18 protein-coding genes and 1 pseudogene are annotated in these 23,860 nt (G+C 34.7%); 14 read left to right on the top strand and 5 right to left on the bottom strand.

Annotation, left to right across the window (positions count from 1 at the left end; translation table 11 throughout):
- Nucleotides 1–97: 97 nt before the first annotated feature.
- Nucleotides 98–272: pseudogene (locus tag CD041_RS12445) on the top strand (IS5/IS1182 family transposase); the annotation flags it as partial.
- Nucleotides 273–458: 186 nt separating this feature from the next.
- On the opposite strand, the gene pepT reads toward CD041_RS12445, so the two are convergent.
- The 4 genes from pepT to gdpS all read right to left on the bottom strand — a co-directional run bounded on the left by pepT (nucleotide 459) and on the right by gdpS (nucleotide 4,303).
- Entirely contained in the window at nucleotides 459–1,688 is a 1,230-nt protein-coding gene (gene pepT, locus CD041_RS05720) for a peptidase T (protein WP_070647866.1), read from the bottom strand.
- 14 nt (nucleotides 1,689–1,702) lie between these two features.
- Nucleotides 1,703–2,197: a threonine/serine exporter family protein gene (locus CD041_RS05715; protein WP_002459724.1), complete on the bottom strand. Its 495-nt coding sequence runs from the start codon at nucleotides 2,195–2,197 to the stop codon at nucleotides 1,703–1,705.
- Nucleotides 2,198–2,213: 16 nt separating this feature from the next.
- Complete coding sequence (locus CD041_RS05710; protein WP_002459723.1) at nucleotides 2,214–2,975, bottom strand: threonine/serine exporter family protein; 762 nt, start codon at nucleotides 2,973–2,975, stop codon at nucleotides 2,214–2,216.
- 254 nt (nucleotides 2,976–3,229) lie between these two features.
- The gene (gene gdpS / locus CD041_RS05705; RefSeq protein WP_002459722.1) at nucleotides 3,230–4,303 is read right to left on the bottom strand and encodes a GGDEF domain-containing protein GdpS; all 1,074 of its coding nucleotides are present in this window, start codon (nucleotides 4,301–4,303) and stop codon (nucleotides 3,230–3,232) included.
- A gap of 320 nt (nucleotides 4,304–4,623) precedes the next feature.
- Between gdpS and CD041_RS05700 the strand changes: the two genes are divergently transcribed.
- Complete coding sequence (locus CD041_RS05700) at nucleotides 4,624–5,682, top strand: glycosyltransferase family 4 protein (protein WP_037540533.1); 1,059 nt, start codon at nucleotides 4,624–4,626, stop codon at nucleotides 5,680–5,682.
- Nucleotides 5,683–5,734: 52 nt separating this feature from the next.
- Here CD041_RS05700 and CD041_RS05695 read toward each other — a convergent pair whose 3' ends face one another.
- On the bottom strand, nucleotides 5,735–6,376 hold the full coding sequence (locus tag CD041_RS05695) for a YigZ family protein (protein WP_002479345.1): 642 nt from the start codon (nucleotides 6,374–6,376) through the stop codon (nucleotides 5,735–5,737).
- A gap of 397 nt (nucleotides 6,377–6,773) precedes the next feature.
- Here CD041_RS05695 and fakB1 point away from each other — a divergent pair, with 397 nt between their 5' ends.
- The 12 genes from fakB1 to uvrA all read left to right on the top strand — a co-directional run bounded on the left by fakB1 (nucleotide 6,774) and on the right by uvrA (nucleotide 23,491).
- Nucleotides 6,774–7,640, top strand: coding sequence for a fatty acid kinase binding subunit FakB1 (gene fakB1, locus CD041_RS05690; RefSeq protein WP_070647868.1), 867 nt, complete (start codon nucleotides 6,774–6,776; stop codon nucleotides 7,638–7,640).
- Between the two features lie 197 nt (nucleotides 7,641–7,837).
- Nucleotides 7,838–9,028 carry a DEAD/DEAH box helicase family protein gene (locus CD041_RS05685; RefSeq protein ID WP_080606623.1) on the top strand — a complete coding sequence of 397 codons (1,191 nt, stop codon included), beginning with the start codon at nucleotides 7,838–7,840 and terminating at the stop codon, nucleotides 9,026–9,028.
- On the top strand, nucleotides 8,991–9,665 hold the full coding sequence (locus CD041_RS05680; RefSeq protein ID WP_062078667.1) for a ComF family protein: 675 nt from the start codon (nucleotides 8,991–8,993) through the stop codon (nucleotides 9,663–9,665). The genes CD041_RS05685 and CD041_RS05680 overlap by 38 nt, the downstream gene beginning before the upstream one ends.
- A gap of 58 nt (nucleotides 9,666–9,723) precedes the next feature.
- Nucleotides 9,724–10,296 carry a ribosome hibernation-promoting factor, HPF/YfiA family gene (hpf, locus tag CD041_RS05675; protein WP_002479342.1) on the top strand — a complete coding sequence of 191 codons (573 nt, stop codon included), beginning with the start codon at nucleotides 9,724–9,726 and terminating at the stop codon, nucleotides 10,294–10,296.
- Between the two features lie 416 nt (nucleotides 10,297–10,712).
- Nucleotides 10,713–11,492: a peptidoglycan recognition protein family protein gene (locus tag CD041_RS05670; protein ID WP_080606622.1), complete on the top strand. Its 780-nt coding sequence runs from the start codon at nucleotides 10,713–10,715 to the stop codon at nucleotides 11,490–11,492.
- A gap of 541 nt (nucleotides 11,493–12,033) precedes the next feature.
- Nucleotides 12,034–14,565 (top strand): preprotein translocase subunit SecA, encoded by a 2,532-nt coding sequence (gene secA / locus CD041_RS05665; RefSeq protein WP_070647871.1) that lies wholly within the window; start codon nucleotides 12,034–12,036, stop codon nucleotides 14,563–14,565.
- Between the two features lie 237 nt (nucleotides 14,566–14,802).
- Nucleotides 14,803–15,922, top strand: a protein-coding gene (gene prfB / locus CD041_RS05660; RefSeq protein WP_096032083.1) for a peptide chain release factor 2 whose coding sequence is annotated in 2 segments (ribosomal slippage) — nucleotides 14,803–14,874 and nucleotides 14,876–15,922 — 1,119 coding nt in all. Because the reading frame shifts where the segments join, the coding sequence is not laid out codon by codon here.
- 491 nt (nucleotides 15,923–16,413) lie between these two features.
- Nucleotides 16,414–17,385: a COG3942 and LysM peptidoglycan-binding domain-containing protein gene (locus CD041_RS05655; protein WP_070647875.1), complete on the top strand. Its 972-nt coding sequence runs from the start codon at nucleotides 16,414–16,416 to the stop codon at nucleotides 17,383–17,385.
- A 159-nt stretch (nucleotides 17,386–17,544) separates the two neighbouring features.
- The gene (locus CD041_RS05650; protein ID WP_002479337.1) at nucleotides 17,545–18,186 is read left to right on the top strand and encodes a YfbR-like 5'-deoxynucleotidase; all 642 of its coding nucleotides are present in this window, start codon (nucleotides 17,545–17,547) and stop codon (nucleotides 18,184–18,186) included.
- Nucleotides 18,187–18,191: 5 nt separating this feature from the next.
- Nucleotides 18,192–18,425 carry a CsbA family protein gene (locus tag CD041_RS05645; protein ID WP_002459710.1) on the top strand — a complete coding sequence of 78 codons (234 nt, stop codon included), beginning with the start codon at nucleotides 18,192–18,194 and terminating at the stop codon, nucleotides 18,423–18,425.
- A 238-nt stretch (nucleotides 18,426–18,663) separates the two neighbouring features.
- The gene (gene uvrB, locus CD041_RS05640; RefSeq protein WP_002459709.1) at nucleotides 18,664–20,649 is read left to right on the top strand and encodes an excinuclease ABC subunit UvrB; all 1,986 of its coding nucleotides are present in this window, start codon (nucleotides 18,664–18,666) and stop codon (nucleotides 20,647–20,649) included.
- Nucleotides 20,650–20,656: 7 nt separating this feature from the next.
- Nucleotides 20,657–23,491 (top strand): excinuclease ABC subunit UvrA, encoded by a 2,835-nt coding sequence (uvrA, locus tag CD041_RS05635; RefSeq protein ID WP_070544959.1) that lies wholly within the window; start codon nucleotides 20,657–20,659, stop codon nucleotides 23,489–23,491.
- Nucleotides 23,492–23,860: the final 369 nt, after the last annotated feature.

The raw sequence follows: 23,860 nt of genomic DNA, 5'->3' as shown, positions 1-23,860 counted from the left end.
GCGTATTAACATGTAATTTTACCTTTAAATGCTTTAAAAATAAGGCACTTTCGTGTCATTTAATAAACTTTACTAAACTAAATGAACGAGGTGCCTTATCTATAAAGATTATAACATGACTCAACTTACACTATACACTACCAATGGAAACTTCAATTCTTATTCCTACAAATAATATTTCTCGATATGTATAAACAATCCCAGATAATGAGTTCAATCATCATCGTGGTGCAACATCATATCATCCAAAAATGATAACAAGCTGTATATTATCTAATACATAAGCGAAAAGACCATTTCTATCAAATAATTTTAATAGAAATGGTCTTTTTTACATTGCTTAAGAACTTAATGGCCCAGGCCTTCCTGTCAATTACTGCCAGTATATCGTTCATAGCCTAAAACATAATGATGTCCCGGATTCGATTTTCTTATAATTGCAATTTTGTTAGCACGTATTATTTGTTATAATGTGTGACTTCTTCGACTATGCCTAACACTACTTGTACTGCTTTTTCCATAACGTCTATAGATGCAAACTCAAATGGACCATGGAAATTACCGCATCCAGTGAAGATATTAGGTGTTGGAAGGCCCATAAATGATAATTGTGAACCGTCTGTACCACCACGAATAGGAGCAGTGTTTGGCGTTATTCCTAAATCACTAAACACTTTTTTAGGAATATCAATCACATGAGGTAAAGGTTTAATTTTTTCTGCCATATTGTAATACTGATCTTCGATATCTACTTTGACTGGGAAATCTTCATAATGCGCATTTATATTATCTCGAATTTCAAGTAATTTCTTCTTGCGTAATTCAAAGTTTTTGCGATCATGATCACGAATAATATACTGAAGGGTTGCTTTTTCTACATTGCCATTAAAATGCATTAAATGGTAAAAACCTTCGTAATTTTCTGTCCGTTCTGGCACCTCTTGAGGAGGCAATAAGCTATTAAATTGTTGGCCGAGCAAAATCGCATTAACCATGACATTTTTTGCAGAACCAGGGTGAACATTTACGCCATGGCAGGTAATCGTTGCTTCCGCTGCATTAAAACTTTCAAATTGCAACTCGCCATATTGACTGCCATCCATTGTATATGCAAAATCAGCATTAAAGCGTGCAACATCAAAATGGTGAGGGCCTTTACCAATTTCTTCATCAGGAGTAAAAGCGATACGAATACGGCCATGCTTAATTTCAGGATGGTCTACTAAATATGTTACAGCTTCCATGATTTCAACCACACCGGCTTTATCATCAGCCCCAAGTAATGATGTGCCATCAGTAATCATCAATGTGTGTCCTTCTAAGCCTTGTAATTCAGGAAATACCTCTGGATCAAGCACTCGAGATGTTTGGCCTAATTTAATCGATTGACCATCAAATGACGAGATAATTTGAGGTTTGACATGACTGGCATTAAAATCAGGAGATGTATCTACATGGGCCAAGAAGCCAACTGTAGGCACATCATGCGCAATGTTACTCTCGATAGTAGCGAAAAGATAACCGTTATCGTCGAGTTCAGTTGCTAGACCTAAAGCATCAAGCTCTCTTTGTAAAAGATTTAATAAATCCCATTGTTTAGCTGTAGAGGGTGTAGTTTGTGAGTTTGGATCTGATTGTGTATCTATTTTGACATATCTTGTTAATCTATCAATAATTTGTGCTTTCATCGTTATTCAACCCCTTAAACTCTATTGTTCATATTATAAGATTTTTTATAAGATTTCCCTTTAATTTTCCCAAAAAACTGTTTGATTCGCGTATAAAGATAATATAAAATTTCGGCAACAAGAATACCAAAGGCAATCGCGCCAGAAATAAGTGTCACTTCTAAAAATGTATTTACAGCATGTGTGTAATCATTTGATACTAAGAAACGGGTTGCTTCATATGCAGCACCACCAGGGACAAGTGGAATAATTCCAGGAACAATAAAAATAATGACCGGACGTTTGTATCGTCTACTCATAACGTGACTTAGCAATCCTAAAATAAGGCTCCCAGAAAATGCAGCACCTACTTTACCTAAATCTAAATCAACGGTGTATTGATAAATCGTCCAAGCAACAGCGCCTACGAAACCACATGCCACGAGTAATCTTTTAGGTGCATTGAAAATAATTGAGAAAAGCACTGTAGAAATAAAACTAATTGTAAAATGAAATAAATAAAATAGCATTTATAAACAGCCTTTCTTAGAATAGTAATAAAACAATTGCGACACCAGCACCAATTGCAAACGCAGTTAAAGCGGCTTCTACACCACGAGACATACCAGCTAGCAACTCTCCTGCCATCAAATCACGAATCGCGTTACATATTAAAATCCCAGGTACTAAAGGCATCACGCTGGCAATAGTAATAATGTTTTGATTTGTTGCAATGCCCATCTTAGTGAAAAACACTGCAATACTAATTACCACAGCTGAAGCTACAAATTCTGAGAAAAATTTAATTTGTATATAGCGCTGAACAAAGCTAAATGTTAAAAATGCAGCACCCCCAGCCAATATTGCGATCCAGCAGTCTGATGCTACGCCGCCAAACATAAATAAGAAAAATCCACATGCAATGGCTGCCGCTAAGAAATTAGTTAGAAATGAAAATTGCAATGACGCTTGACGTAGATGAATTAATTCGTTTTTGGCTTCATCGATTGTCAACTGATTATTGGCAATTTTTCTACTAAGACTGTTGGTTAATGCAATTTTTTCTAAATCGGTAGTTCTTTCTCTAATCCTAATGAGCCGTGTACTTGTGCGATCATTTAGTGAAAAAATAATCGCGGTTGAGGTCACAAAACTATATGTATCATGTAAACCATAGCTATGCGCAATTCTATTCATCGTATCTTCAACACGGTAAGTTTCTGCACCAGCTTCAAGTAAAATTCGACCTGCAATTAAAACCACATCAATCACTTTATTTTCATCTATAATAGTGATTGAATCAGACATAACGCGACACCTCCATGGTGGAATAAAAATATATAGTCATAAAAAAATTTAACGTTGCCTTTTTTGTACATCTATGTTGTTCAACGTACAAGTTATATAACTTCTATATTGCACTATTATAATAGAAGTTTTAACTAAAATGAATAATGAGTCAAGATAAACTTAAAATCATGAGCTATTCATACAAAAAACACTATCATTCAGATACTGTCTTGTACAGAATGATAGTGTAATACGGAAAGTGATATTGTACTTTATAATTTGATAATTGGATTAAACATAACTTGATTTCGTCCTTCATTTTTAGCCACATGTACCATATCATCAGCATCTTTAAATACTTTTCGTTGGGATTTGTGATCATCTTTAGTTAAATAACCTACACCAATGGACACTGATAATTTAATAACTTCTTTATTTGGTAAATGAAATGATGATTTTTCTACACCTAGACGGATATTTTCAGCAAGTTTAACGCTTTGGTCTAAGGAATAATCGCGTATAACTACTGAAAACTCTTCGCCACCATTTCTAAAGATTTTAAATTTCTTAGGTACATAATTCTTTAATAATTGGGACATTTGCTTTAATACAGCATCGCCTGATTTATGTGAATACGAATCATTGACGTCTTTAAATCCATCTATATCAATTAATAACAATGCAAGGCTTTCGTGATGTTCTTCAGCTTGTTGAGAAATATGATTAAGATGACGGTCAAATTCTTTAACGTTACCTAAACCAGTTAAATAATCATATTTATCTTCATTTTCGTAGCGATTGACAAGTGAAAAGAAGCGCCAAATATCTACGAACGTTACTGCTGAAGCAATAGTTAAGACAAATGATACAGGTATCAATATAATTAATTCTTTAATGTCATATATCGGGCTGAAAATTGATAAAATAGCTAAAATAATGATACTAATTAAATTTAAGATGAGTAGTGACACGATATCATTTTGTTTTAAAAATGGACCAATTGCACTTACAATGCCTGCTATGACAAGTAATGTCACACCATATAATATTGAATTCCCATAGGCAAAGATATCAACCAATGCGACAATTGTGGCTGCAGCAAGGGTATAAGGCATATGGGTATAACGTCCTAAAAACAACAATGGTACAAATGTTAAATGTACTAAAAATTCATCGTTATATGATGGGATTGGATAAGCAGCTAATAATAGTGCAACAAGGGTCATTAAAACTGTAACATAGCCTTTAGAGAAAGTTACCCGTTTATTCTCAGAATATTGTAATCTGTGGAATAAATAGATACCTGCAACCATGACAGAAATATTATAAATGATTGCTTCCAACATGTATTTACCGACTCCTTTATTTCTCCACTAGTAATTGTAAGTGAAAACTTACAATTTGTCATTAACTCTGGAAAGAAATTTATGCTAAATTACAGTCTTTCATGTTAAAATAAAATTTTCCATGGTATGATAAGAAAAAACATTTTCTTCTTATTTATTATACTGTATAGACAACATGTGTTAACATACACCACAATTATATAGTGTATTTATGTCACAGTGCGTATAGAGAACCTTTATGACTGATGATATTGACGTCTTAACAAATAAAAAATATAAGGCGCTAAAAAATAAGAAATATATCTATTGAAGGTGAACGGATGCTTACATTATTGCTCATAGTGATTACGATGTTGATTAGTTTAATGATTACACCAATCGTTATCGCTATTTCTAAAAAGCTCAATATTGTTGATAAACCGAACTTTAGAAAAGTTCATACTCAACCAGTTTCGGTTCTTGGTGGCACCGTGATACTTTTCTCTTTCCTTATTGGGATTTGGATTAGTCATCCTATGGAAAGAGAAATAAAACCCTTAATCATAGGTGCTTTTATTATGTACGTAGTAGGACTTATTGATGACATATGTGATTTAAAACCACTACTTAAACTTTTGGGGCAAGTCGTCGCAGCGAGTGTGATTGTGTTCTATGGCATTACGATTGACTTTATTTCGTTTCCAATGGGACCAACTATTCATTTTGGGTTTTTAAGTATTCCAATTACAATCATTTGGATTGTAGCCATTACAAATGCAATTAATCTTATTGATGGTTTAGACGGTTTAGCGTCAGGTGTTTCTATCATTGCTTTGTTAACAATAGCATTTATTGCTATTTTGCAAGGGAATATCTTTATAACAATGATTTGTAGTGTATTAATTGGTTCACTGCTAGGCTTTTTATTCTTTAATTTTCATCCAGCAAAGATTTTTCTGGGCGATAGTGGTGCATTAATGATTGGTTTTATTATTGGCTTTGTTTCGTTACTAGGCTTTAAAAATATTACGTTTATTTCATTATTTTTCCCGATTATTATACTTGCAGTTCCATTTATCGATACTTTATTTGCGATGATACGTCGTGTGAAGAAAGGGCAACATATTATGCAAGCAGATAAGTCACATTTACATCATAAATTGTTGGCTTTGGGTTATTCACATAGACAAACGGTGTTATTGATTTATTCAATTGCCATTTTATTCAGTCTATCAAGTATCATTTTGTACTTATCACAACCATTAGGTGTTGTCTTGATGTTTATCTTGATTTTAATTACGATTGAGATGATTGTTGAATTTACCGGATTAATTGATGATAATTATCGACCTTTATTAAAGTTAATTGCCAAGAAGAACCATCACCATGAACATAAATAAAAAATAAGCTATTCAGCCTGATATATAATATTGTTTCAGGCTGAGTAGCTTTTTAATTTGTAGAAATATCGAAAGGTAACTTTTTCGTTTTTTCAGTAGTTAATGTGTAATTGCCAGCAGTATGTTGATTTAAAAATGCGATGAAAGCATCATAGTCGTCTGCGATTACATCTATATGATAACGGACTTTATCAAGGTAAGTAGTATCGCGAAGCATATAGGATGTTGATGCTAACTCATATTCGAATTTACCAGTTAAATCGTAAGCAACTGTTACAATAACGGGAATGGCATCGCGTAATTCTACACGTCCTACCGCAAAAATAACATCACGCACGGCACCACTATATGCACGTATCAAACCGCCACCACCAAGTTTAATGCCTCCAAAATAGCGCGTCACAACTACACAAACATTATGAACATCGAGTTTTTTCAAAATATCCAACATCGGCACACCAGCTGTACCAGTAGGCTCTCCATCATCATTTGCTTTTTGAATATTCATGTGTGCTCCCACTGTATAGGCAGAACAATGATGTGTTGCATCTTTATGACGCTGCTTGATATCGGCAATAAATTGTTTAGCCTCATCTTCACTATTTACTGGTTTAATATGGGCGATAAATCTAGATTTGTGTATGACATTTTCAATAATATGTTCTTTTTTTATTGTAATAATGGGTTCGCTCATTAAAATTGATTCCCCCTATAGCGTATCGATTAATTTAACTATACAGCATGATATCAAAACAATAAAGCACTGTTTTAATCTGCTTAAAAATTTATCTTGTGTGTCATATGTCATGTGTGACGAATGATGATATTGCAAATTGTGATTTATTTTTTAAGAAGAGCAGGGAGCGGGACAGAATTCATTATGAATTCGTAGGCCCGCCCCGGCAAGGTTGACTAGGATTGAAAAAAGCTGGGTATAAGCGTATTTTCAATCCAGTCAACTACTGCCAATATAGAGCTCAGAACCTAAAATTTAATTATGTGCCAGACTCGTTGTTAAAGAGGGGATAGTTGTTTGCTTTTAAGTTAAATTATTTTATAATGAGAATTAAGTATAATTGAGGAGGACTACTATGAAGATTGCTGTAATGACTGATTCTACAAGCTATCTCTCACAAGAGTTACTAGATAAATACCAAATTCCAGTTGCACCTCTTAGTGTCATCTTTGACGACGGAGAAACATTTGTTGAATCAAATGATGTTGACATGGAACAGTTTTACCATAAAATGCTATCATCGAAAACACCACCAACTACAAGTCAACCTGCTATTGGAGAGTGGATTCAACGCTATGAAGCACTGCGAGATCAAGGTTACACAGATATCATTGTTATATGTTTATCAAGCGGTATCAGCGGTAGCTACCAATCTGCAACACAAGCTGGAGAAATGGTCGAAGGCGTTAATGTGCATTCATTTGATAGCAAATTAGCTGCAATGATGGAAGGATCATATGTGTTACATGCAATAAACTTAGTGGACAAAGGTTTTTCACCTGACGACATTATTCAAGAATTAAGCGCAATTCGTGAACATACAACTGCGTATTTATTTGTAGATGATTTGAAAAACCTACAAAAAAGTGGCCGTATTACCGGTGCACAAGCTTGGGTTGGTACGATGTTGAAGATGAAACCTGTATTACGCTTTGAAAATGGGAAAATAGTACCGGAAGAAAAAGTGCGTACTAAGAAAAGAGCTTATAAGTCATTAGAAGAGAATATTATGCGCATTGCTAGTGAGCTTGATGAAGTGACGATATTTGTGATAAATGGAGATAAAATTGAAGAAGGTAAGGCATTTTACCGAGAATTGAAAGAAAAGTATCCGGAATCCTATAATATTCATTATTCCGAATTTGGACCAGTTGTTGCTACACATCTTGGTTCAGGCGGGTTAGGATTAGGGTGTTTTGGCAAAAAGATTTCTATAGAATAATGCATTTCGAGGGAGGCATGAATCAACAATGATTCATGTCTTTTTTTATACATTAAAAAGAGGTGACTAGAATCATACGCTATGGTCAATTAATACCTGCATCTGATGTTCAAAATAATGAGCCAGTAGCATCGAAACAAAAAGGAATTTACACCGATAACAAAGGAATAGTATGTCTGCAATGTGGCAATTGAGATATGCTATATTTTCATAAATATATAAGTAATCATCAGGAAGAGATTGTTTATTGCCGTAACTGCCTTCAATTGGGAAGAGTAGATAATATGACAGATTATGTATTAATAGAATCGAAGAGAAATAAGACTACCGCTTCGTACACATTGCCATTTAATTTGTCTGATCAACAATGTTATGCCAGTAAAAAAATGATTTATGCTATACAGCACCACCAAAAATTATTACTCTATGCAGTAACGGGTGCTGGTAAGACGGAAATGATGTTTCCTGGTATTCAGTATGCCAGACACGAGGGGTACAATGTTGCTATTGTATCTCCAAGAGTAGATGTTGTTTTAGAAATTAGTCAGCGTATCCTGGATGCTTTTCAAGGTGAACAGATTGATGTATTGCATCAGCAATCGAGACAACAATTTAACGGTCATTTTGTCATTGCAACGATTCATCAGTTGTATCGTTTTAAAAATCATTTTGACCTTATTTTTGTTGACGAAGTAGATGCTTTTCCATTAGCTATGGAATCATCATTATTTATTGCAATTCAGATGGCAGCCTGTAGACAAGCTTCAATTATTTATATGACTGCGACGCCACCTAAAGCGTTATTAGCGCAATTTAATCATGAACAAATCATATATTTACCAGCTAGATTTCATCGACATCCACTTCCTGTACCACGCTTTAAATATTTTAAGTTGAAGTGCAATCGACAACAACAAACTTTAGTGCGCATTTTGCAAAATCAACTAAATAAACGACGAATAACTTTAGTGTTTTTTCATCATATAGAAACGATGTTAGCTGCCTATCATCGATATCAAGCTGTTTTGTCGTCACTCACCTACGTATATAGTGAAGATGTCTTACGTTTTGAAAAGGTTGAAGCGCTCAGACAAGGGAACTACGAAATTGTTTTTACGACAACAATTTTAGAAAGAGGCTTCACAATGGCACATTTAGATGTCATTGTTATCGATGCACAAACATTTAGCAAGGCAGCATTGATACAGATTGCTGGTCGAGTTGGGAGAAAAGCACATGCACCTGATGGCATGGTATTGTATTTACATCAAGGTGTAAGTTTAAGCATGATTGCTGCTAGACGTGAGGTGCAATCTATGAATCGTTTGGCAAGAGAAAAAGGGTGGTTAGATGAGAAGATGCCTCCAATGTCTTCAACCCATCCATGAACCATTAACGGCTATAAATATATACAAGCCGCCTAAACTTATATGTTCACAATGTGAAAGTTTGTGGCAAGCTTGTCGTATTAAAGACAAAAAACAACGTTGTTCGAGATGTCTAAATCAATGTGGTCATTCAACGCAACAGTGTTTAGACTGTCAGTTTTTAGCAAATCGGTTTCAATTAATGACGCAGCTATATTGTGATTATCAGTACACAGGAATTATCAAAGCGCTCATCCATCAATACAAATTTATGAAAGATCACTATTTAGCACAAGTGTTGGCATATCAACTGAAGCTACCTCAAATTAAATATGACTACGTTGTGCCGATTCCGTCCCCGAAAGTAAGAGATGATGCAAGAACCTTTAACCCTGTAACTACAGTGTTAGCTTATAAAGGTATTCAATATATTAATCTTTTAGCTACGGATTTGCGTCCTAAGCAATCGAAATTATCAAAAATAGAGCGTGCTGAAGCATCTAATCCATTTTATATTTCTTTAGATATCGACTTGACAAATAAAGAAATATTACTCGTAGATGATATTTATACTACTGGATTAACCATACATCATGCGGGGTGTAAATTGTTAGAAAATAAAGTCAGAAAATTCAGTGTGTATACGTTTGCACGGTAGTCCGAACGTGGTATGATATAAGTAAGAATTACCAATAGAGGTTAAAGGAGAGATTACTATGATTAGATTTGAAATTCATGGAGATAACCTCACTATTACAGATGCAATCCGCAACTATATTGAGGACAAAATTGGTAAATTAGAACGCTATTTTAATAACGTTCCAAATGCAGTAGCACATGTTAAAGTTAAAACGTATGCTAATTCTGCAACTAAAATTGAAGTAACAATTCCACTCAAAAATGTCACACTTAGAGCGGAGGAACGACACGATGATTTGTATGCAGCTATTGACTTAGTTAATGACAAATTAGAGCGTCAAGTACGTAAATATAAAACACGTGTCAACAGAAAAAATCGAGATCATGGGGATCAAGAAGTATTCGTGGCAGAAGTAGCTGAAGCTACTCCAGAACCATCTGAATTAGAAGTCGAAACAAATGATAGCGACATTGAAATTATTCGTTCTAAACACTTCAGCTTAAAACCTATGGATTCTGAAGAAGCTGTATTACAAATGAATTTGCTAGGACATGATTTCTTTGTGTTTGCTGATAGAGAAACAGAAGGAACAAGTATTGTATACCGACGCAAAGACGGTAAATATGGTTTAATCGAAACAACAGAATAAAAATTTTGAGTCATTGTGCTTATAGCCACAATGTCTTGAGTGATTTTCTAGAGAATGGGACAGAAATATCATTTGCAAAAAATAATTTCATTGTCCCTCACTGGCAAGGCTGACTAAGATTGAAAGAAGCTTGATACAAGCATATTTTCAATACAGTTAGCCACTGCCAATATTTTAAAATATATTTGGATAATGAAAAGAGTAGCTGAACAAGCTACTCTTTTTTTATTAAATATTTTTTAAAAGATAATTGTTAAGAAACATATTTTTTTAAAAAAACTTAACAAGATACACAAATATTTCACTTTTGATGAAAATAACCACTTGATTTTAATTTGTTATTAGATTAATAATATAAGTGTAATTATTAAATATTAATTTTAATAATTAAAACAATATCAAAGGAGTGTGATTTTATGTCAAAAATGTTAGTTCTTTTTTCTACATGTATTCTTTTAATGTTGATGTCGTTAATTTTTATGCCTGTTAGTCATGCGCAAGGTTTATCCTCTAAGCAAGCAACGTTGTATCAGCAGAATCCAAAAGATACTAATACTCAAGTTTCAGGAAAACTGAATAATTCGAAAGAAACAAAAGCAAATGATACAGCAACCTTATTTGCAAACTCTAAAGTCAATCAATATATTATCGACAATCATCTTCAGCATTCGCCAGTAGTAAAAGATCCACGTATGGATACACTTCCTAAATTAGAATATAAAAACGGCACTTACATGGGTGTTGTTATTCACGAAGTGGGCGAAGACAATCGTCCTTTACAAGTATGGGTAGATCGCATGTATGAAACTTATACTAGAGCATTTGTACACGCATTCGTTGATAATAACGAAATACATCTTACTGCACCTGCAGAATATTATGTGTGGGGAGCTGGTCCTAAAGCTAATCCATACTTTTATCAAATCGAATTAGTAAGAATGTATAATTTTGAAGACTTTGCAAAATCAGTTAATAATCAAGCTTGGCTTGCAGCCTATATGTTAAAGCAAAATGGAATTACGCCAACACTTGCTGATGATAACGCTGGTAAAGGTTCTGTCATTAGCCACAATGCAGTAGGTAAATATTGGGGCGGTACAGATCACGTAGATCCAATCGAATACTATGGAAGATGGGGATACGATATGCATCAAATGTTTGATTTAATTAAATACTATTATGATAATATGGCGTAAATTAAAAATGCTTTAATACATGTAGTAGCAAGACTAGGAATCTGTTATTTAGATTCCTAGTCTTGTTCGCGTGTTTTTTACAAACTTTAATAATCCCATTATCAACATTGAGGTTCATGATTAAGAATTTGTACATACTTTAGTTTTTAAGAAGCAAATGTTTAATCAATGGACACATATCTTAGGTTATGCTAATGTAATTTGACGATTCTAAAATTGTATTATTTCATCTTCAGTTTCTCAAAGTACGTTTTTAAAATACGCTTTTATTAATATATTCGAAAATTATTTATTTATGACGAGAAAAAGTTGTTTCTATCGTGTTAAAATAAATATGTTGTCGATTTGCAGGGCAATCAATAGCCCAAAAGGAATCACGCATCAACTTAGTAGTAGCACGCATGAGTTTTTCGGTGAAAGAAATGATTAGAGATGACATTGAGAGACGCGTAGTATGAGTAATATAAGTATAAATTTAATGGTATAAATGATAAGATAAATTGTTGTAGGCCAAACAGTTTTAGCTAAAGGAGCGAACAAAATGGGATTTTTATCAAAAATTGTTGACGGCAATAAAAAAGAAATAAAACGATTAGAAAAACTAGCTGATAAAGTACTTGCATTAGAGGAAAATATCGCTATTTTAACGGATGAAGAGATTCGTAATAAGACAAAAAAATATCAAGAAGAACTTAAAGAGATAGATGATGTTAAGAAACAAAATGATTATCTAGATAAAATATTACCTGAAGCATATGCATTAGTACGTGAAGGATCTAAACGAGTGTTCAACATGATTCCATTCAAAGTACAAGTGATGGGTGGTATCGCTATTCACAAAGGCGATATCGCAGAGATGAGAACAGGTGAAGGTAAAACATTAACAGCTACAATGCCAACATACCTCAATGCCCTTGCTGGCCGAGGTGTTCATGTTATTACAGTCAATGAGTATTTATCAAGTGTACAAAGCGAAGAAATGGCCCAATTATACAATTTCCTTGGGTTGTCTGTAGGCTTGAATTTAAATAGTAAAACAACAGCAGAAAAAAGAGAAGCATATTTACAAGACATCACATATAGTACAAATAATGAATTAGGATTCGATTATTTGCGTGATAATATGGTGAATTATGCCGAAGAACGTGTTATGCGTCCACTGCATTTTGCTATTATTGATGAAGTCGACTCTATTTTAATCGACGAAGCGCGTACACCATTAATTATTTCTGGGGAAGCTGAGAAATCAACATCACTTTATACGCAAGCCAATGTTTTTGCTAAAATGTTAAAAGCCGAAGACGATTATAAATATGATGAAAAGACAAAAGCTGTACATTTAACAGAACAAGGTGCAGATAAAGCGGAACGCATGTTCAAAATTGAAAACCTATATGATGTCCAAAATGTTGATGTCATCAGTCATATTAATACTGCCTTAAGAGCACATGTTTCATTGCAACGCGATAAAGACTATATGGTGGTTGATGGGGAAGTGCTCATTGTTGACCAATTTACAGGACGTACGATGCCAGGACGTCGTTTTTCTGAAGGATTACACCAAGCGATAGAAGCTAAAGAAGGCGTTCAAATTCAAAATGAATCTAAGACAATGGCTTCCATTACTTTCCAAAACTATTTTAGAATGTACAATAAATTAGCAGGCATGACTGGTACAGCAAAAACTGAAGAAGAAGAATTCCGTAATATTTATAATATGACGGTTACGCAAATTCCTACGAACAAACCGGTACAACGTACAGATAAAGCAGATTTAATTTATATTAGTCAAAAAGGTAAATTTAATGCTGTTATTGAAGATGTAGTAGAGAAACATAAAAAAGGTCAGCCTGTACTGTTAGGTACAGTTGCTGTAGAAACCAGTGAGTATATCTCAGCCTTGTTGAAAAAACGCGGTGTGAGACATGATGTTTTAAATGCAAAGAATCACGAGCGCGAAGCAGATATTGTTGCTAAAGCTGGACAAAAAGGCGCTGTAACAATTGCGACAAACATGGCCGGACGTGGTACCGACATTAAACTTGGTGAAGGTGTCGAAGAATTAGGCGGCTTAGCTGTTATAGGTACGGAACGTCATGAATCACGTCGTATTGATGACCAATTACGTGGCCGTTCTGGTCGACAAGGTGATAGAGGTGATAGCCGCTTCTATTTATCACTGCAAGATGAGTTGATGATTCGTTTTGGTTCTGAGCGCTTACAAAAAATGATGGGGCGTTTAGGCATGGATGATTCAACACCGATTGAATCAAGAATGGTCTCTCGGGCAGTAGAATCTGCGCAAAAACGTGTTGAAGGTAATAACTTTGATGCCCGTAAACGTATTCTTGAGTATGATGAAGTATTGCGTAAACAGCGTGAAATTATCTATAATGAACGTAATAATATTATTGATAGTGATAATAGTTCAGAGCTTGTTACTGCCATGTTGAAATCAACTTTACAACGCGCAGTTAATTATTACATTAATGAAGAAGATGAAGCATTAGATTATAATCCATTCATCAATTATGTTAACGATGTCTTTTTACAAGAAGGTAGCTTAACAGTTGAAGAAATAAAAGGTAAAGATTCCGAAGATATTTATAATATTGTCTGGGGTAAAATCGAACAAGCATATGATGCTCAAAAAGAAACTATTGGCACACAGATGCCAGAATTTGAGCGTATGATTTTGCTCCGATCTATTGATACACACTGGACAGATCACATTGATACTATGGATCAATTGCGTCAAGGAATCCATTTGCGCTCATATGCACAACAAAATCCATTGCGTGATTATCAAAATGAAGGTCATGAATTGTTTGATATTATGATGCAAAATATTGAAGAAGACACTTCAAAATTCATCTTGAAATCTGTTGTGCAAGTAGAAGAAAATATTGAGCGAGAAAAAACAACTGACTTTGGTAAAGCCCAACATGTTTCTGCCGAAGATGGTAAAGAAAAAGTGAAACCACAACCTATCGTAAAAGGTGAGCAAGTAGGTAGAAATGATCCATGTCCATGTGGTAGTGGCAAAAAATATAAAAACTGTCATGGTAAATAATGTGCTTGACGGTAATTGAATTAAATTCTCAATACTTAAACGAAGCGTGACCATAAATGTTATGCTTAATCCGTTTTGAGCCTTTTTGGAGTAGGATATTGAAGTTACACAAAGACTTCTATCCTGCTCTTTTTATGGATTAGATTAATCATCAATCATAATACAATCGTGACAAAATATAATCATATATGTATCATAAAGAAGACAGAAGATATCATCGTTATAGGAGAGATAAGCATGGAACTTTCAGAAATCAAACGTCGTATAGAGGCGTATCAAGATAGTTTAACTCAAATTAGGGGGTCTCTTTGACTTAGAAAATAAAGAGACAAATATTCAAGAATATGAAGAAATGATGACCGAGCCTAATTTTTGGGACGATCAAAATAAAGCGCAAGATATTATTGATAAAAATAACGCTTTGAAAGCAATAACTATGGGCTATCATGACTTAGACAATGAAGTTGAGGACATGTTTGCCACGACCGAGTTATTACAAGAAGAGTATGATGAGGATATGAAGGCTGAGTTGGAAATGGATGTCTTAGCCTTTAACGATAAATTAGATCAATTTGAATTACAGCTGTTATTAGATGGTCCACATGATGCTAATAATGCGATACTAGAATTACATCCAGGCGCTGGAGGTACAGAATCTCAAGATTGGGCGAGTATGTTACTCCGTATGTACCAGCGTTATTGTGAACAAAATGGATTTAAAGTTGAAACGGTAGATTATTTACCTGGTGATGAAGCAGGTATTAAAAGTGTGACGTTACTTGTCAAAGGACATAATGCGTATGGTTATTTAAAAGCTGAAAAAGGTGTTCATCGCTTGGTTCGTATTTCACCATTTGATGCATCAGGACGTCGTCATACATCTTTCGCGTCATGTGATGTGATACCTGATTTTAATAATAATGAGATAGAAATTGAAATTAACCCTGATGATATTACGGTTGATACTTTTAGAGCATCGGGCGCTGGTGGACAACATATTAATAAAACTGAATCAGCTATTCGAATTACCCATCATCCGACTGGCATAGTTGTCAACAACCAAAATGAACGATCACAAATTAAAAATCGTGAAGCCGCAATGAAAATGTTAAAATCCAAACTATATCAGTTGAAGTTAGAAGAACAAGCGCAGGAAATGGCGGAAATCCGTGGTGAACAAAAAGAAATAGGTTGGGGCAGTCAAATACGCTCTTATGTATTTCATCCATATTCAATGGTTAAAGATCATCGGACGAATGAAGAAACTGGGAAAGTAGATGCCGTGATGGATGGAGATATTGGGCCATTTATAGAAGCTTACTTAAGACAGCAAATGGATCAGTCATACTCGTCATAATGATTATTAGAACGCGCATGGGACATCATTATGTTCTAGGCTATAAACGATATATTGTCACTAGTTGACTGGATTGAAAATACGCTGATACCAAGTTTATTTCAATCCTAGTCAACCTTGCCAGAGCGGGACAGAATTCATTATGAATTCTGTCCCGCTCTCGTTTTAAATATAGGTAACGCAACATTATATTAAGATAGCGTAATGCTTTTTATTAGACGCCTTGTATAGAAATAGTAAGGTTGGAACTTATTGTAAAAAATTTATTGCTTTTAGAATTGCTAAAACTCTAAGATTTGATTGTTTGTTTACGCATTACTAAACAAAATGGATGTAAAATGCAGTTATTTATATTACTTAACCCTAGTAAATGCATCAAAATATAGGGAAAATATAAACTTTATGTTACATAGTGATAACAATAGCCAATTCGCAACGACTTTATGCTAGTCTAAGATTAAATCAGACTACAAATGAAAAGGAATGACATCATGAAGAAAACAATAACAGCAACAGTTTCATCAGTAGCCGCATTTTTAGCTGTAAATGGTATTGCGGATGCTTCTCCGGCTAAACCAGTTAAAGCGCAAACAACGATTAATAATTTAGATACATCACATACAGAAGCTGTAACAGCAAATAATTATTCTGAAAATGATATCGTGGTAGTTAAATCAGGCGATTCATTAAATTCAATTGCTTCTGCTCATCATATTACAGTGACAGATATTTATAACTTTAACCCAGGAGTTACTGAATTAATTCATCCGGGGGACTTAATCGCAGTTTCTAGCAAAGGTGCTGCATTACTTGGTACTAATATTAATGGTGCAACTTATACCGAAGTATCTTCGTCAAATCAACCACAAGATATTGCGCATTTAGTTACATCGACAACATCATATGATAAACAACATGATTTAACTTTTGATGAGTTAACACATGCAAATGCAACAACAAGCTCACAATCACATGTGACTTCTGGCACTGCAGGATCTCAAAGCTATCATAATAATACGCAAGCATCATCATACAACGGCCAACAAACATCAGCGCCAGCACATTATAATGCAGTAACACATCATCGCTACCATTATGGTTCAACACCAGCGCCTAACAAATATAAATCTGTAGCTAATCAAGGCAACCTATATGCATATGGCAACTGCACATACTATGTCTTTAATCGTCGTAGTGAATTAGGACGTTCAATTGGCAGTACTTGGGGCAATGCAAATAACTGGGCTTATTCAGCAAAAAGAGCTGGATTTACCGTTAATAATACTCCAGCAGTAGGTGCGATTTTCCAAACAGGTGCAGGCTATTATGGACACGTTGGCGTAGTTGAACGTGTGAACAGCAATGGTTCTATTTATGTATCTGAAATGAATTATAATGGACATTTCAATAATGTCACACATCGTTCAATTTATAATGTGAGCAGTTATAAATATATTCATTAATAACAACAGCTTAATTAAGGTGAGGCTTTGAATGCAAATGCATTGAGGAAGTCTCACCTTTATTTATTTTTTATGATAGAGTTACTTTCTTTAACATAGTTGCTTGGTATAATAAAGCTAAGTATCATCAGCGATAAAATAATAGAAAGGATGACAAGTATGGCAATTCACCAGTATTTTAAAAGATTATCAGACTTAGAAAAGTTAATAAGATTGCCTGGTAAATTTAAATATTTTGAACATAATGTTGCTGCGCATTCTTTTAAAGTCACTAAAATAGCACAATATTTAGCAACCGTTGAGGCACATCATGGTAACGAAGTTGATTGGAAAAGTTTGTATGAAAAGGCACTTAATCATGATTTTGCTGAAGTGTTTACTGGTGATATAAAAACGCCAGTGAAGTATGCAAGTAGAGAACTTAAAATGTTATTTTCCCAAGTAGAAGAAGAAATGGTAAATACATTTGTCAATGAAGAGATTCCTGAACCTTATCAAGATATTTATCGCCAGAGATTACAAGAGGGAAAAGATGATTCTTTAGAAGGGCAAATACTAGCAGTAGCTGATAAAATAGACTTACTATATGAAACGTTTGGAGAAATTCAAAAACGTAATCCTGAACCCTTATTTTTCGAAATATATGAAAATAGCCTAGAAACAATAATTCAATTTGATCATTTAGTTTCGGTGCAAGACTTTATTGAGAATGTAATTCCAGAAATGTTAACCGAAAACTTTATTCCTAGAACAGAATTACGCGAGACAACGATGTCAATCTTAAAACAAAGAAATGGGTGAACATCATGATTTGGTATGTCTGTGCTGCGTTATTTCCATGTTTATTAGTCGTCTTGTTTAGTGTTGTAACAAGAAATAAATGGATTGGAACGCTGGTCGCATTGATTTTAATTGCAACGTCCATATATAAAGGTTTTTTTCACAATGAATGGATCATATTTTTAGATGTCGTTTCATTATTAGCTGGTTATGTTATCATTGATAATCTTAAATTACATCAATCACATGATAATGACTAACGAACGTCGAATATGATGTTTAAAATTAAAAATATGATAAACGCTAGCAGTTCAAACTGACCATGAAGAAGGACAAACATAGTAGCAACACTGTGTTTGTTTTTTGTTTAAAAGAATAAAAGATTTAACGGGATGCTTAGCGAACAAACGTTTGTATTTTTGTTGAATTATCTGTTAGAATAGAGAATAAATCGAGCAAAGTATATGATGAGACAAACGATAGGAGGCGTATCTTAATATGGTTGAGCACGTACCATTTAAACTAAAATCTGAATTTGAGCCACAAGGTGACCAACCTCAAGCAATTCAAAAGATTGTTAAGGGCATTAATGAAGGTAAGCGACATCAAACATTATTGGGAGCAACTGGTACAGGTAAGACATTTACAATGAGCAATGTAATTAAAGAGGTTGGCAAACCTACTTTGATTATCGCCCATAACAAAACCTTGGCAGGTCAACTCTATAGTGAATTCAAAGAGTTTTTCCCAGAAAATAGAGTCGAATATTTTGTTAGTTATTATGATTACTATCAACCAGAAGCCTATGTGCCTTCCACAGATACATTTATCGAAAAGGATGCTTCAATTAATGATGAAATCGACCAGTTACGCCATTCAGCTACAAGTGCTTTATTTGAACGCGATGATGTTATTATTATCGCAAGTGTGAGTTGCATTTACGGTTTAGGTAATCCTGAAGAATACAAGGATTTAGTTGTTAGTGTGCGTGTCGGTATGGAAATGGAGCGGACAGAACTTTTAAGAAAATTAGTCGATGTTCAGTATTCTAGAAATGATATAGATTTTCAACGCGGAACTTTTAGAGTGCGTGGCGATGTCGTAGAAATTTTCCCAGCTTCAAGAGAAGAAATGTGCATCAGGGTGGAATTTTTTGGCGATGAAATTGATCGTATTAGAGAAGTAAATTATTTAACGGGTGAAGTGTTGAGAGAAAGAGAACACTTCGCTATTTTCCCAGCCTCTCACTTCGTCACTCGAGATGAGAAGATGCAATTAGCGATTCAACGAATTGAAAAGGAACTTGAAGAACGACTTAAGGAATTACGAGCTGAAAATAAATTATTAGAAGCACAACGTTTAGAGCAACGCACAAATTACGATTTGGAAATGATGCGAGAAATGGGCTTTTGTTCGGGGATTGAAAACTATTCAGTACACCTAACATTAAGACCTTTGGGATCAACTCCTTATACATTATTAGATTATTTTGGTGATGATTGGCTAGTTATGATAGATGAGTCACACGTAACTTTACCGCAAATAAGAGGCATGTATAACGGTGATAGAGCACGTAAACAAGTGCTTGTGGATCATGGATTTAGATTGCCGAGTGCACTAGATAACCGACCGTTAATGTTTGAAGAGTTTGAGGATAAGACAAAGCAACTCGTATATGTATCAGCTACACCGGGACCTTATGAACTAGAACATACGGATGAAATGGTAGAACAAATTATTCGACCTACAGGCCTATTAGATCCTAAAATTGACGTCAGACCAACCGAAAATCAAATTGATGATTTATTAGGCGAAATACAAGAACGTGTTGAACGTAATGAACGCGTATTAGTGACAACATTAACGAAAAAAATGAGTGAAGATTTAACAACGTACATGAAAGAAGCGGGAATTAAAGTAAATTATCTTCATTCGGAAATTAAAACATTAGAACGTATTGAAATCATTAGGGATTTACGTATGGGTACGTATGATGTCATTGTTGGCATTAACTTATTGCGAGAGGGTATTGATATACCAGAAGTATCGTTAGTCGTCATTTTAGATGCGGATAAAGAAGGTTTCCTACGTTCAAATCGGTCATTAATTCAAACGATTGGACGTGCGGCGCGTAATGATCGAGGTGAAGTCATCATGTATGCAGATAAGATGACCGATTCTATGAAGTATGCCATAGACGAAACTCAACGTCGTCGTGAAATACAAACCGCACACAATGAAAAATATGGTATTACACCGCAAACGATTCATAAACGGATACACGATGTTATCAGTGCTACTGTTGAGAATGATGAAACAAATGCACAAGAGCAAACTACAGTTCCTAAGAAAATGACGAAAAAAGAACGACAAAAAACAATTGAAAATATCGAAAAAGAAATGAAAAAAGCAGCAAAAGAATTGGACTTCGAGAAAGCAACAGAGTTAAGAGATATGTTGTTTGAACTAAAATCAGAAGGGTGACAGTTACATGAAAGGACCAAGTATAGTAGTTAAAGGGGCGCGTGCGCATAATTTAAAGGATATCGATATTGAGCTGCCTAAAAATAAATTAATCGTTATGACTGGATTGTCGGGATCTGGAAAATCTTCATTAGCCTTCGATACCATTTATGCTGAAGGGCAACGTCGCTATGTTGAGTCATTAAGTGCATATGCTCGGCAATTTTTAGGACAGATGGATAAGCCTGATGTTGATACGATTGAAGGCTTATCTCCTGCAATATCTATCGATCAAAAGACGACAAGTAAAAATCCACGTTCCACAGTGGCTACAGTAACGGAAATATATGATTATATTCGTTTACTCTATGCTAGGGTAGGTAAAGCCTATTGTCCCAATCATGGTATAGAGATTGAGTCCCAAACTGTTCAGCAAATGGTTGATCGTATATTAGAACTTGAAGAACGTACTAAAATTCAAATTTTGGCACCTGTGATTTCTCATAGAAAAGGGAGCCATGAAAAGTTAATAGAAAGCATTGGTAAGAAAGGATATGTACGCTTAAGAGTGGATGGTGATATCGTCGATGTTAATGAAGTCCCACCACTAGATAAGAATAAAAATCATACGCTTGAAGTGGTTGTCGATCGTTTAGTTGTGAAGCCAGGTATTGAAACACGATTAGCTGATTCAATTGAAACGGGTTTAGAATTAGCAGAAGGAAACATTACAGTCAATGTTATTGATGGTGAAGATCTTAAATTTTCTGAGAATCATGCATGTCCTATTTGTGGCTTTTCAATCGGTGAATTGGAACCAAGAATGTTTAGTTTCAATAGTCCATTTGGTGCTTGTCCTACATGTGACGGTCTAGGTCAAAGGTTGACGGTTGACTTAGATTTAGTTATTCCAGATAAGAATAAGACGTTAAATGAAGGAGCCATTGAACCATGGGAACCTACGAGTTCAGATTTTTACCCAACATTACTTGCCCGAGTATGTGAGGTATACAAAATCAATATGGATAAACCATTTAAAAAGTTAACGGATAGACAGCAAAATATTTTATTAAATGGTTCTGGAGACAAAGAAATTGAGTTTTCTTTTTCTAGTAGAAATGGTGGCACACGTCATAGAAAAATGACTTTTGAGGGTGTCTTACCTAATATTAGTCGACGTTTTCATGAATCACCTTCTGAATATACACGTGAAATGATGAGTAAATATATGACTGAATTGCCATGTGAAACATGCCATGGTAAACGACTAAGTCAAGAAGCGCTATCTGTTTATGTGGGTCAATACAATATCGGTGAAGTTGTCGAATATTCGATTGGTAAAGCTTTAGATTACTTTAAGAATTTAGTGCTGTCTGAACAAGATAGAGCAATTGCTAATCAAATTTTAAAAGAAATTATTGCACGATTATCATTTTTAAATAATGTTGGTCTAGAATATTTAACATTAAACCGAGCATCAGGTTCTCTGTCAGGTGGAGAAGCACAGCGTATTCGTTTAGCAACGCAAATAGGTTCACGATTAACAGGTGTATTGTATGTTCTTGATGAACCATCTATTGGTTTACATCAGCGCGACAATGATCGTTTAATTCATACATTGAAAGAAATGAGAGACCTTGGCAATACACTTATTGTTGTCGAACATGATGACGACACGATGCGTGCTGCGGATTATCTTGTTGATGTTGGTCCTGGTGCAGGAAATCATGGCGGAGAAATTGTTTCGAGTGGTACCCCAGACAAGGTTATGAAAGATAAGAAATCACTTACTGGTCAATACTTAAGTGGTCAAAAACGCATTGACGTACCTGAACATCGAAGAGCGATTACTGAACGTAAATTAAGTATTAAAGGTGCTAGAAGCAACAATTTGAAAAATGTGGATGTAGACATTCCATTGTCAGTAATGAATGTTGTCACTGGCGTTTCGGGTTCCGGAAAAAGTTCATTAGTGAATGAAGTATTATACAAAGCGTTAGCTCAAGCGATAAACAATTCAAAAGTTAAGCCAGGTGACTATGACAAGATTACCGGTATGGAACAGTTAGATAAAATTATCGATATTGATCAATCGCCAATTGGTCGTACACCACGATCAAATCCTGCGACTTATACGGGTGTATTTGATGATATACGCAATGTCTTTGCACAAACGAATGAAGCTAAAATAAGAGGTTATCAAAAAGGACGCTTTAGCTTTAACGTTAAAGGCGGTCGTTGCGAAGCATGTAAAGGTGACGGCATTATCAAAATTGAAATGCATTTCTTACCGGATGTATACGTACCTTGTGAAGTCTGTGATGGACAACGCTACAATCGAGAAACGCTCGAAGTGACGTATAAAGGGAAGAATATTGCGCAAGTATTAGACATGACTGTTGAAGAAGCGACACATTTCTTTGAAAATATACCTAAAATTCATCGAAAATTGCAGACACTGGTTGATGTAGGTTTAGGTTATATTACACTTGGACAACAAGCTACAACGTTATCTGGTGGTGAAGCACAGCGTGTTAAACTTGCTTCAGAACTGCATAAACGATCAACGGGACGTTCGATTTATATATTAGATGAACCAACAACAGGATTGCATGTTGATGATATTCGACGTTTGCTTAAAGTTTTAAATCGATTAGTAGAAAACGGTGATACGGTAGTCATCATTGAACACAATTTAGATGTAATCAAGACAGCAGACCATATTATTGATTTAGGTCCTGAAGGTGGCGATGGTGGCGGTACAATTGTTGCCACAGGAACACCAGAGGAAATTTCAAATGTTGATGCATCCTATACAGGACAATATTTGAAAAATGTCTTAGCACGTGATAAAGCAGAATAACAATCGAACTAGTTTGATATGTATTTTTGACTATAAGGCTGAAGGTAGGCTTAAGAAAGACGTCAATAGTACAACGTATTGTATAGAAGCCAGTAAATGAGTTTTCTCATGAATTCATTTACTGGTTATTTTTCTAACAATCATCTTCAGCCACGTATTATATCCGATTAAAAGCTTTAGTTAAGTGTGACTTTGATTGATGTTATTTATTTTTGTTGCTGTGAAATATATCAGTGTAACGACAATAATATGATATTACGGTATCGTATTATAAATATTCCATTTTGAATGAACTTTTATATAACTTGGTGTGATATTTTTGATATGATAAGAAGTGAACAATTTCAAGTTACGTTTTGAGGTGAACCC

Origin of the sequence: Staphylococcus lugdunensis (assembly GCF_002901705.1) — a bacterium.
In the GTDB taxonomy this organism is placed as follows: Bacteria; Bacillota; Bacilli; order Staphylococcales; family Staphylococcaceae; genus Staphylococcus; species Staphylococcus lugdunensis.
The sequence above is the reverse complement of the archived record's forward strand: the minus strand, read 5'-3'. Positions and strand labels throughout refer to the sequence as shown.

Excerpts from the sequence above, each read along its gene's own strand:
- pepT (WP_070647866.1), bottom strand. The coding sequence starts at position 1,688 with ATGAAAGCACAAATTATTGATAGATTAACAAGATATGTCAAAATAGAT.
- CD041_RS05715 (WP_002459724.1), bottom strand. The coding sequence starts at position 2,197 with ATGCTATTTTATTTATTTCATTTTACAATTAGTTTTATTTCTACAGTG.
- CD041_RS05710 (WP_002459723.1), bottom strand. The coding sequence starts at position 2,975 with ATGTCTGATTCAATCACTATTATAGATGAAAATAAAGTGATTGATGTG.
- gdpS (WP_002459722.1), bottom strand. The coding sequence starts at position 4,303 with ATGTTGGAAGCAATCATTTATAATATTTCTGTCATGGTTGCAGGTATC.
- CD041_RS05700 (WP_037540533.1), top strand. The coding sequence starts at position 4,624 with ATGCTTACATTATTGCTCATAGTGATTACGATGTTGATTAGTTTAATG.
- CD041_RS05695 (WP_002479345.1), bottom strand. The coding sequence starts at position 6,376 with ATGAGCGAACCCATTATTACAATAAAAAAAGAACATATTATTGAAAAT.
- fakB1 (WP_070647868.1), top strand. The coding sequence starts at position 6,774 with ATGAAGATTGCTGTAATGACTGATTCTACAAGCTATCTCTCACAAGAG.
- CD041_RS05685 (WP_080606623.1), top strand. The coding sequence starts at position 7,838 with ATGCTATATTTTCATAAATATATAAGTAATCATCAGGAAGAGATTGTT.
- CD041_RS05680 (WP_062078667.1), top strand. The coding sequence starts at position 8,991 with ATGAGAAGATGCCTCCAATGTCTTCAACCCATCCATGAACCATTAACG.
- hpf (WP_002479342.1), top strand. The coding sequence starts at position 9,724 with ATGATTAGATTTGAAATTCATGGAGATAACCTCACTATTACAGATGCA.
- CD041_RS05670 (WP_080606622.1), top strand. The coding sequence starts at position 10,713 with ATGTCAAAAATGTTAGTTCTTTTTTCTACATGTATTCTTTTAATGTTG.
- secA (WP_070647871.1), top strand. The coding sequence starts at position 12,034 with ATGGGATTTTTATCAAAAATTGTTGACGGCAATAAAAAAGAAATAAAA.
- CD041_RS05655 (WP_070647875.1), top strand. The coding sequence starts at position 16,414 with ATGAAGAAAACAATAACAGCAACAGTTTCATCAGTAGCCGCATTTTTA.
- CD041_RS05650 (WP_002479337.1), top strand. The coding sequence starts at position 17,545 with ATGGCAATTCACCAGTATTTTAAAAGATTATCAGACTTAGAAAAGTTA.
- CD041_RS05645 (WP_002459710.1), top strand. The coding sequence starts at position 18,192 with ATGATTTGGTATGTCTGTGCTGCGTTATTTCCATGTTTATTAGTCGTC.
- uvrB (WP_002459709.1), top strand. The coding sequence starts at position 18,664 with ATGGTTGAGCACGTACCATTTAAACTAAAATCTGAATTTGAGCCACAA.
- uvrA (WP_070544959.1), top strand. The coding sequence starts at position 20,657 with ATGAAAGGACCAAGTATAGTAGTTAAAGGGGCGCGTGCGCATAATTTA.